Raw genomic sequence first — 9,904 nt, forward strand, 5'->3', positions numbered from 1 at the left:
TTTGGCATCGCTCAAGATTCGGAAAAATCGTTCGATAACGAGTGAGCTGAAACGGTAATCACCCTCGTAGAGGCGCTCTTTAAGATAGGCGATCAGTTCATCGATCACCATCTCCGACTCATACGCTTCAAGTTCTTGGAGCATTTTGATGAGGCTTGCGCGGTCTTTGACAAAAATGGCATCAAAAAGACGGCTGATATAATCGGGATCGAGAAGCCCCAACATATCGGCAACGGTTTTGACGTCCACGAACCCTTTGGAGTAGATGATCGCTTGATCCATGAGGGTGAGGGTGTCACGCAGAGATCCCGAACCGCTACGGGCGAGGATATCGAGAGCCTCGCTCTGGTACTCGATATTCTCCAGATGGAGGATGTGGCTCAGGTGATGGACGATGTTCGGATGACTGATCCGTTTGAAACGAAAGTGCTGGGTACGGCTAAGAATGGTCGGCGGAAGTTTCAGCGGATCGGTGGTAGCTAGGATAAACTTGACATATTCGGGCGGCTCTTCGAGGGTTTTGAGGAGGGCATTATGCGCCTCTTTGGTGAGCATGTGCACTTCGTCGATGATGAAGATTTTTACCTTGGCACTCGCGGGGCGGTATTTGGTGTGCTCGATCAGATCACGGATATCGTCGATCTTGCGGCTGGAAGCGGCGTCCATCTCGATAATGTCGATGTGACGCCCTTCGTTTGCCATGACGCAGTGACTGCACACGTCACACGGCGAGGAGGTAGGGCCGTTTTCACAGATGAGCGATTTAGCGAAAATACGTGCGGTTGAGGTTTTACCCGACCCGCGAAGTCCTGAGAAAAGATAGGCGTGAGAGAGGCGCTTGGAATCGAGTGCGAGGGAGAGGGTTTGGGAAATACTCTCCTGTCCAATAAGCTCTTCGAAACGTCGAGGACGGTATTTTAACGCTAAGACTTCTGAATTTTGAGCCATGCTGTCTCCTTTTTTCGGGGATGGATCCTCGGGTCAAGCCCGAGGATGACAATGCCGTCATTTCCGTGAAGGCGGGAATCCAACTTTAAATTTATAATAATAACCACTCTTTGGCAACACGGCGAAGCCCTTCGGGATTTTCGGAGGCGAAAAATTTGAGGCTGGTCTCCTCAAAACGTTGCGTAAAATCGTAGTGGCTTTCCAGATATTCGACGATCGCTTCACCTGAGTGGATGAGGGTACTTTTCCCTTCAAAATAGCCATCAATCGCTCGTGCAACGAGCGGAAAGTGGGTACATCCAAGTATGATTGCATCGGGTGTATTTGCTAAATTTCCGAAATAATGGTGCAATGCGCTTTGGAGTACTTCACCCTCGTAAAGCCCCTCTTCAACGATCGGAACGAGGAGCGAAGTAGCGATGGCACTGAAATTTTGGTATCCCAGTTCATGTAGCCCTTTTTCGTAGGCTCCCGATTTAACCGTCGCTTTCGTTCCTAAAATGAGGATATTGGCATTGGTATCGGGAATCGCATTTTTAAGGGCTAATACCCCAGGATCGACCACTCCGATAACATCGTAGTCACTATGCTCTCTCATCTCATCGAGAGCATAGGCACTAACAGTATTGCACGCGGTGATGAGCAAATCGATTTCAAAGTTTTTAAAAAATTCGAGAGCTTCGAGAGAGTAGCGGATGATCGTGTTTTGATCTTTGACCCCGTAAGGGACACGGGCGGTATCTCCGAAGTAGATAATCTCTTCGAAGAGTTTATGCTCCAACAGCGACTTAACGACGCTTAAGCCTCCGACACCGCTATCAAAGACACCAACTCTCATCTTATTTGCTTGACTCATTCATGCTATCAAGAAATTCGATATTCGATTTGCTTTTGAGCATGGTGTTGTAGAGGAAGCGGAGTGCTTCGACTTCATCCTCTTGTTTATGCAGCATTGAGCGAAGAACAAATACTTTTTGCAATATTTCTGCTCCAAGAAGGAGTTCCTCTTTACGAGTTCCTGATTTGAGAATATCGATAGCCGGGAAGATACGACGATCGGAAATTTTACGGCTAAGGACGATCTCGGAGTTACCAGTCCCTTTGAACTCTTCGAAAATAACTTCATCCATACGACTTCCCGTTTCGACGAGGGCGGTAGCGATGATGGTCAAACTTCCGCCGTTTTCGATGTTACGCGCCGCTCCGAAGAAACGTTTCGGTTTATGGAGTGCATTGGCATCTACCCCACCCGAGAGAACTTTTCCTGAGCTCGGGGTCACGGTATTGTACGCACGGGCGAGACGGGTAATCGAGTCGAGAAGGATCACGACGTCTTTGCCAAGCTCAACACGTCGTTTAGCCCGCTCAATCACCATTTCGGCCACTTTGACGTGGTTTTTAGCCGGTTCATCAAACGTTGAACTGTACACCTCTCCTTTGACGGAGCGTTCCATATCGGTTACCTCTTCGGGACGCTCATCCACAAGGAGAACCATGAGTTCGATTTCAGGATGATTGCTGGTAACACCGTGAGCAATCTCTTTCATAAGCTCTGTTTTACCTGAACGCGGAGGTGCAACGATAAGACCCCGTTGCCCTTTACCGATAGGGGCAAAAAGATCCATCATACGACCGGTAAGTTTGGTCGGCTGATATTCGAGTTTGATTTGCTCTAGCGCATAAAGCGGGGTTAGATTTTCAAAGAGGGGACGTTTTTTCGACTCTTCGGGTGGGAGGTAGTTGATCGCTTCAACTTTGAGGAGGGCGTAGTAACGCTCCTGATCTTTCGGAGCACGTACTTGACCTGTTACGATATCCCCATTACGCAAAGCAAAACGACGGATTTGGGTGCTGGAAACATAGGCATCGTGCATCGAGTCACTAAAAGACTGATCGACAGCACGCAAAAAGCCGTAGCCGTCTTGCATAATCTCCAAAATTCCCGTAAAGAGGATGAATCCCCCTTGCTGAACCTGTGTTTTGAGAATTTCAAAAATCAAATCTTGACGTTTGAGCTCATTGGGGTCTTCGATATTTAATGACGCGGCAATTTCCAAGAGATCTTCGAGCTTTTTGGTACGAAGTGCTTCGATAGTAAAGCCATCAACTGGGATGTGAGTACGGTTCTTTGAGTTATTTCGAGAAGTTTTTGCGGTATCGCTCATGCGTAGAATGCCTTAACGTGTGTGGATTTGATCGGCGAGTTTTAGGTGAGATGTCATTGACAGGTCATTGTTTTATTCTGACATTATAAACTATAGCGCATCGGGTTGTCAAGAAAGGGTATTTTTACGAAAATAATGTGCTTAATAAAGTTTAAGATTGAGTTTGAGACCGATCATACTTCCTTGCGTTATAAAGTCGAGAACAAAATATTTATGGCGGTAATAAAGCATCGGAATAAAAGCTACACCTGTATTGTCCGCTCCTTCGGTACACTCTACCGATTTTAATCCATCAAAACAATAGCCATGCTGATACCCTACGACTCCGTAAATACCGAATGAATCGATAATCTCATACCGATATCCTATAGCAACAATATCGGTTGTCTTATCGCGCGAATTGGTAAAATGGAGATAGGCTAAAATGTAGCGCTGATCCAATACTGCTTCGATTCCGTAGGCATTATGATTTTCGTTGTATTTGTTGCCATGTTCATCGGTATTAAAATGGTGTGATACTAATCCCAGTGTTGCATAAAGATCAATATCTTTTGCGGATAATGTTGAGAGGAATATCAGGATCAAAAAAAAGAGTTTCATACAATAGATTTTATCCCAAAAGATTCAAATCGAAGAAACACAGATCAAGATGTGAACGCTTTTTGCTACAGTTACTCTTAAAAATGTAATAAGCATCATTTTAAAAGGTTCATTTTGTTTGATTTTCTAAAAAAGAAAGTGGAAGAAGTCTCCGTTGCACCTGTCGAAGAGATTAAAAGAGATTTTACAAACTCAATCGGGATGGAGTTTCTCTATATTGACGGCGGAGAGTTTATGATGGGACGTAATTCGCAGTACAATGAGGGAGGAGAGGTCGAATCTCCTGCTCATTCTGTCAAAATTAACGGATTTTGGATCGCAAAATATCCCGTAACACAAGAGCAATATTTTAAACTGACTCGTGTAAATCCATCGTATTTTAAAAATGATAAAGTCGAAGAAGAGAACTCTCGCCGCCATCCCGCAGAGCAGGTAAGCTGGTTTGATGCCAAAGCGTATGTCGAACTAATCAACCGTTATGAAGGCAAAACACGCTTTTATGCATTACCAACAGAAGCGCAGTGGGAATATGTCGCAAAAGCGGGAGGTAATACCCGCTTTACATTCGGTGATTCCGAAGCAATACTGGATGATTATGCGATCTATGAATATACCGCCAATATTCGGACAGCGACGGTCGGTACAAAACTCCCCAATCGGTTGGGAATTCACGATTTGATGGGGAATGTGTGGGAATGGTGCGAAGATGACTTTTTTGCCAACTACAACGGTGCACCGAGTGATGGAAGTCCCCGCATCGGCGGAGCCGAGGGTGAGTCATTCAAAGTACGTCGCGGCGGCAGTTACAAAACCGGATATATGTGCCTTCGCAGTGCATTTCGGGGGTATTCACGCCCCGATTTTGCTTCGAATGAGACGGGGTTCCGCCTCGTTATCAACGGTGATCCACTGAAGTAAATACACCATTTATGTATAACCATTTCCCCTCTACTTTTAAAAAGCGGCTTTTCTCTTTGAGGATACCGCCATCCAACCGTGCTTCAAAGCTTACAAACGCTTCGTCCTCTCCATCTATAAATTCGAGAATTCTCAACCCTAAAAACTGAGTATTTTGAGAAAATTCCAAAATACTTTCTCTCCAACGCTCTTTATCCTCGTTGTAATCGGGATTGTTCGGATGGGTTGTTGTCATAATATAATCACACAATCTCAGAGCAAAGGCGCTGTATCGTGAGCGCATCAGTTTTTTTGCATTGGAGGGGAGAATCTCCTTATGGTAAGGAAGACAGCATTTTTTGTATTTTTCACCGCTGTGACAGGGGCAGGGAGAATTAGGGGATATTTTCATTTAGTGTTCGTTTTTTTTAGTTTATTATAGCGTAAGTATTGAAGCGGTATGCTGTGGGACTTATATTAAAAAGGGATAGAATGATAGATACAAATTCTTTGATTCGTGAAAAACTTCGAGCCTTTCGGATGATTCATTTTGTTATGTTAATGGGTAGTTTTATGTATGGTGTCGTAATTGTATTTATACATTTGAACGCTCCTATCCCTCCCGTTATTAATGATGCTTCAACATTAACAACACTAACGTATGGGATATTTGCATATGCTTTGGTAGCGGTTGGTATTATTCGATATATACGTCAAAAGATGTTGTCATCAGATGATATGTTTAAAAAAACAGAAGATACAAAGTTTCCAGATCAACCTCCTTTTTTTGCTAGATATATGACATTATTATTTATATTATGGGCGATATGCGAAAGTGTGACCATTGGCGGAATTATTTTGTATCTCACAAGTGGACAATTAGAAGTGCCTTTGTTTATCATCGGTTTTGGTATCTTTTTAAAATTGATAAATGGTCCTAAATTTGAAGAGCTAACGGCACTCGAAAAACGTTATGCTGTTATCGAAGTGCAGGGGTAAGGAATGTCCTATTATATTTGGCTTATTTTCGGGGTGATCGCCTTTGTGATTGAAATGATGATTCCTACCTTTTTTGCTTTGTTTGCGGGGGTAGGGTTTTTAGCGGCGGCGGCGGTATCGTTTTTCCTCCCCGAATCGCTATTTTGGCAGTTGATTATCGCTTCGGTGTTTATGATTATCGGGGCGGTTGTGTTTAAAAAGCGGGGGATGGGGGATGATACTCAAGACTCCGTAGGAACCCACAATGAGTTTGTCGGGATCAAAGGTATGGCATTAACAGAACTTTCACCCCACCAAGAGGGGGAAGTGTCTCTCTATGAACCGGTGCTCGGCGGACGTCATTGGCCTGCGGTGAGTGTGGATGGCGTCATCGAAGTTAATGCTGAAATACGGATTGTCAAATTAAACGGCAATTCGCTTATCGTCGAAAAAATTTAATCAAAGGACATAGTATGGATGCAAGTCTAATTTTTCCGTTAGTGTTAATGGTTGCGGTGGTGTATACGCTCTCGCAAATGGTTCGTATTGTTCCTCAGGGGGAAGAGTGGGTCGTCGAGAGGCTGGGTAAATACCATACGACTTTGTTACCGGGCTTGCATTTGCTGATCCCGATTGTGGATATTGTCGCGTATAAAATCGTCACCAAAGAGCTGATCCAGCAAACGCGCGAACAAGAGGTAATTACAAAAGATAATGCCGTCGTTATCATCAGCGCGGTGGTTTTTTACCGCGTCACCGATCCGGGGAAAGCGTCATATTCGATCAGCAATTTCGAGAGTGCGGTGGGAAATATGACCACGACGACCCTTCGTGCGGTGATCGGTGGGATGACACTCAATGAGTCTCTTTCTCAGCGGGATCAAATCAAAGCACAAGTAGCAGAAAAAATTCGTGATTCACTCAGCGGATGGGGGCTGACATTGGGTAATCTGGAAGTGCAGGATATCCGTCCAAGCCAAAACCTCCAAGAGGCGATGGAGCGTCAAGCGGCGGCGGATCGTGAGCGTGAAGCGGCGATTATGATCGCAGATGGAGAGAAAAAAGCGGCGATTGCCAAAGCAGAAGGGATGAAAGAAGCGGCGATTTTGGACGCACAAGGGAAACTTGAAGCGGCGAAACTCGAAGCTCAGGCGAAAGTGGAACTTGCAGACGGGGATCGTAAAGCGATGGTTATCGTGTCGCAAGGGCTTGTTGGCGGAGAGACGGCACCCCATTTTCTCCTTGCACAGCGCTATATCGACAGTGTTAAAAAACTGAGCGAATCGAGCAATTCAAAGGTGGTCTTTATGCCAGCCGACTGGCAGCAAAGTCTTGCGGGTGCGGTAGGATCGTTGGGATATTTGGGAACGGCATTGGGGGAGAAAAAATAGGGCAATTTGCCAACTTTTTTCCCTCTTAGCTCACGTGGGCTATAATCACTCTTATGATATACGAAATAACAACTTTTTTAGGCTTTATAGCCGCCGGAACACTCGGATGGATGTGGAATCAATCCCGCCAACACTACGCGCTCCTCGAAGCGCGTGCACTACAACTCCAAGAACTCTATGTTCAGGAACAAACCCTCAAATCAAAAATCCAAATTGATCTTGATAATTCCCAAAGGGAGTATCACTCATTAGAACGCGATTACGCGGTACTCCATACCCGCCACGAAGAGTCTTCACGCTCCTATGAGGAGAAACTTCGCCTCCTAGATGAAGCCAAAGTACAGATGAAAGTGCAGTTTGAACAACTCGCAGCGCAGATTTTCGAGCAAAAAGCGAAAACGTTTGATGAAGCGCATACCAAAGGGCTTGATTTACTCCTTAAACCGTTTCGTGAGCAGATAGCCCAATTTTCAACCCAGAGCAAAGAGCAGTTTATCCACGATGCGAAAGAGCGTCAAAGTATCAAAGATGAAATCCTCCGCCTCAAAACTCTCAACGAACGGCTCAGCCAAGATGCGATCAACCTCACACAAGCACTCAAAGGAGAGAATAAGACCCAAGGAAACTGGGGAGAGATCGTGTTGGAGCGAATACTCGAAGAATCGGGTCTGCGTGAGGGGCATGAGTACGACATCCAAAGTACACTGAGTGATGAAGAGGGAAAAAAATTCCGACCCGATGTGATCGTCCATCTCCCTCAGAACAAAGATATCATTATCGATTCCAAAGTTTCGCTCGTTGCGTACGATGCCTTTATCCGTGCCGAAAATGACGAAGAACGTGCTCATGCCCTCAAGCAACACCTTCTCTCGATCCATGCTCATATCAAAGGGTTAAGCGGCAAACGGTACGAACAGCTCAGCGGAGTACGAACACTCGATTTCGTGTTGCTCTTTATGCCTATAGAGGGGGCATTTCTCCTCGCTTTGGAACAGGACAACACCTTTTTCAAAACAGCGTATGAGCAAAATATCGTCGTTGTTTCCCCTTCGACATTGCTTGTAACTCTTCGTACCATTGAGCACATCTGGAGAAGCGAGTATCAAGAACGCAATGCTAAAGCGATTGCCGAATCTGCCGAAGCTCTGTATGAGAAACTGGTGGCGTTTGTCGAGGATATGGAGAAAATCGGCGAGCAAATCGGACGTACCCAAAAGAGCTACGAGGGGGCGATGAATAAGCTTAGCAGTGGAAAAGGTAATTTGATCCGACGTGTCGAGTCGATGCGGAAACTGGGATTGAAACCGAAGAAGATACTACCATCTTCTATGATTGATGACATAGAAGATGATTAAAAACTGATTTTAACTCAAAATTTTTAATTGTGGAATCATCTGACATGAAACCTATAGTTTTTTATGTCTCGTCCCTCAAGGGGTAGACGTTATTAAAGTATTGGCGTGCTGATTATTTACGAAATCCGAACAGTTCGAGTGAACTTTTCGTCGCTCGGGCGATAATGCTCTGCTCGGGTCGAAACATCGCATTAGAGATCACCTTAACACACTCCATAATCTCCTCAAACCCATGATTCGGATAGGTGCTTTGGAGGACGATTTTATCCATACTCATCTGTGATAGGGTCTCTGTCTCAAACGCCCTGACATTGCCGATCCCCATCGCGAGATAAAATCCCTCTAACGCAGTGTACTCCCGAGTCGGGTTGAGGATAATCCCTCTTGATCCGCCCAGTTTCGTGATCATCTCATCATCCAATAATTCAGCATCGATGACTATCGGCTTTTCAATGGGCAGGAGCATACTATCAGCTTCACTAGAGATCGAATAGGCGACACACTTGCTACCCGCGTTATCTTGCAGAGAAAGGGGAACAGAGTAAAAGATACTCTCATATTCATCCGCAATCTCTTGGGCTTCCTCGATTTCGGAAATCGTTTTGGGATGGAGGATAAACATCTGCACCATCGTATCTTCCATAATCTCTTCGATATCCGCTAAAAATGTTTCATCAGCACGGCATAGATTGACGTCAATCGTCATAAGTCCCCTTTGGTATATACTATTTTTGGGTATGCAAATGCGGTTCTATCCGTAGAGAAATCAAAAATCTGTTATAATCTTTTCATGAAGTTAACCAACACACTCAAAGATCAAATCATCACTCAACTAACGCCTCTTAATCCCATGCAGGTCGTTTTATTCGGAAGCTATGCCTATGGTGAGCCTACGGAAAACAGTGATATTGATTTATACGTTGTGACAGATGATGAGTTTATCCCTCAAAACTGGGGCGAAAAAAACCGCATCTATCTCAAAGTCGCAAAAGCGTTGGAAAATATTGTCCGAACCCATCCCACCGATTTGATCGTCCATACCAAGGCAATGCACCGAGAGTTTATCGCTATGAACAGTTCATTTTCGAGAGAGATCACAACCAAAGGGGTCAAACTTTATGAATCGGCTTAGCCAAGCATGGCTCCAAGCCGCCTCGGATGATCTTGATGTCATCGAACAAATCCTCTCACAACCTCATCTAACCCATCTCGTCGCGTTTCATTCTCAGCAGGCAATCGAAAAAGCTTTTAAAGCACTCATGGAAGAAAATGGTGAAAATGTCCCGAAAATTCATTCACTCAACAAACTCTTCGACCTCAATAAATCGGAATTGGTATGCGATGATACCGATCTGTTTCATACCCTCGATGAACTCTTATCGAATCGCGCTATCCCGGAGATTTCGGCTTGATGCCCAACGGAAAACCATCTATCACAGAAGCAAAAGAGTTTTATGAATTTGCTAAAATAATCTACATACAAACAAAACAAAAAATCGGACAATGAGAGACGACTACAATTTTTCAAAATCCATTATAAATCCCTATAAAAACAAAGAGCAAGGATCAA

Annotated in this window: 13 protein-coding genes; 7 read left to right on the forward strand and 6 right to left on the reverse strand. The window is 44.7% G+C overall.

Going from position 1 to position 9,904, the window contains the following annotated elements; translation table 11 throughout:
• The 4 genes from WA010_RS00465 to WA010_RS00480 all read right to left on the reverse strand — a co-directional run.
• Positions 1–948: DNA polymerase III subunit gamma/tau (locus WA010_RS00465; protein ID WP_422555214.1), on the reverse strand; the 948-nt coding region annotated here is incomplete at its 3' end.
• A gap of 91 nt (positions 949–1,039) precedes the next feature.
• Positions 1,040–1,786 (reverse strand): glutamate racemase, encoded by a 747-nt coding sequence (gene murI, locus WA010_RS00470; protein ID WP_422555215.1) that lies wholly within the window; start codon positions 1,784–1,786, stop codon positions 1,040–1,042.
• 1 nt (position 1,787) lies between these two features.
• Positions 1,788–3,113 carry a transcription termination factor Rho gene (gene rho / locus WA010_RS00475; RefSeq protein ID WP_422555216.1) on the reverse strand — a complete coding sequence of 442 codons (1,326 nt, stop codon included), beginning with the start codon at positions 3,111–3,113 and terminating at the stop codon, positions 1,788–1,790.
• A 141-nt stretch (positions 3,114–3,254) separates the two neighbouring features.
• Positions 3,255–3,713 (reverse strand): hypothetical protein, encoded by a 459-nt coding sequence (locus WA010_RS00480; RefSeq protein WP_422555217.1) that lies wholly within the window; start codon positions 3,711–3,713, stop codon positions 3,255–3,257.
• A gap of 114 nt (positions 3,714–3,827) precedes the next feature.
• Between WA010_RS00480 and WA010_RS00485 the strand changes: the two genes are divergently transcribed.
• Positions 3,828–4,631 carry a formylglycine-generating enzyme family protein gene (locus WA010_RS00485; RefSeq protein ID WP_422555218.1) on the forward strand — a complete coding sequence of 268 codons (804 nt, stop codon included), beginning with the start codon at positions 3,828–3,830 and terminating at the stop codon, positions 4,629–4,631.
• On the opposite strand, the gene WA010_RS00490 is transcribed toward WA010_RS00485, so the two are convergent.
• Positions 4,609–5,022 carry a YchJ family protein gene (locus WA010_RS00490; RefSeq protein WP_422555219.1) on the reverse strand — a complete coding sequence of 138 codons (414 nt, stop codon included), beginning with the start codon at positions 5,020–5,022 and terminating at the stop codon, positions 4,609–4,611. The genes WA010_RS00485 and WA010_RS00490 overlap by 23 nt on opposite strands.
• An 80-nt stretch (positions 5,023–5,102) precedes the next feature.
• On the opposite strand from WA010_RS00490, the gene WA010_RS00495 reads away from it, so the two are divergent.
• The 4 genes from WA010_RS00495 to WA010_RS00510 are packed head-to-tail and all read left to right on the forward strand — an operon-like array spanning position 5,103 to position 8,334.
• On the forward strand, positions 5,103–5,609 hold the full coding sequence (locus WA010_RS00495) for a hypothetical protein (protein WP_422555220.1): 507 nt from the start codon (positions 5,103–5,105) through the stop codon (positions 5,607–5,609).
• A gap of 3 nt (positions 5,610–5,612) precedes the next feature.
• On the forward strand, positions 5,613–6,047 hold the full coding sequence (locus tag WA010_RS00500) for an NfeD family protein (protein ID WP_422555221.1): 435 nt from the start codon (positions 5,613–5,615) through the stop codon (positions 6,045–6,047).
• A 14-nt stretch (positions 6,048–6,061) separates the two neighbouring features.
• On the forward strand, positions 6,062–6,979 hold the full coding sequence (locus WA010_RS00505; RefSeq protein ID WP_422555222.1) for an SPFH domain-containing protein: 918 nt from the start codon (positions 6,062–6,064) through the stop codon (positions 6,977–6,979).
• Between the two features lie 53 nt (positions 6,980–7,032).
• On the forward strand, positions 7,033–8,334 hold the full coding sequence (locus tag WA010_RS00510; protein ID WP_422555223.1) for a DNA recombination protein RmuC: 1,302 nt from the start codon (positions 7,033–7,035) through the stop codon (positions 8,332–8,334).
• A 112-nt stretch (positions 8,335–8,446) separates the two neighbouring features.
• On the opposite strand, the gene WA010_RS00515 is transcribed toward WA010_RS00510, so the two are convergent.
• Positions 8,447–9,040, reverse strand: coding sequence for a hypothetical protein (locus WA010_RS00515; protein ID WP_422555224.1), 594 nt, complete (start codon positions 9,038–9,040; stop codon positions 8,447–8,449).
• A gap of 84 nt (positions 9,041–9,124) precedes the next feature.
• On the opposite strand from WA010_RS00515, the gene WA010_RS00520 reads away from it, so the two are divergent.
• Both WA010_RS00520 and WA010_RS00525 read left to right on the forward strand, forming a co-directional pair.
• Complete coding sequence (locus WA010_RS00520) at positions 9,125–9,466, forward strand: nucleotidyltransferase domain-containing protein (RefSeq protein ID WP_422555225.1); 342 nt, start codon at positions 9,125–9,127, stop codon at positions 9,464–9,466.
• Positions 9,453–9,746 carry a HEPN domain-containing protein gene (locus tag WA010_RS00525; protein WP_422555226.1) on the forward strand — a complete coding sequence of 98 codons (294 nt, stop codon included), beginning with the start codon at positions 9,453–9,455 and terminating at the stop codon, positions 9,744–9,746. The genes WA010_RS00520 and WA010_RS00525 overlap by 14 nt, the downstream gene beginning before the upstream one ends.
• The last annotated feature ends 158 nt before the right edge of the window (positions 9,747–9,904 follow it).

The sequence above is a fragment of the Sulfuricurvum sp. genome, assembly GCF_049305995.1.
In the GTDB taxonomy this organism is placed as follows: domain Bacteria; phylum Campylobacterota; class Campylobacteria; order Campylobacterales; family Sulfurimonadaceae; genus Sulfuricurvum.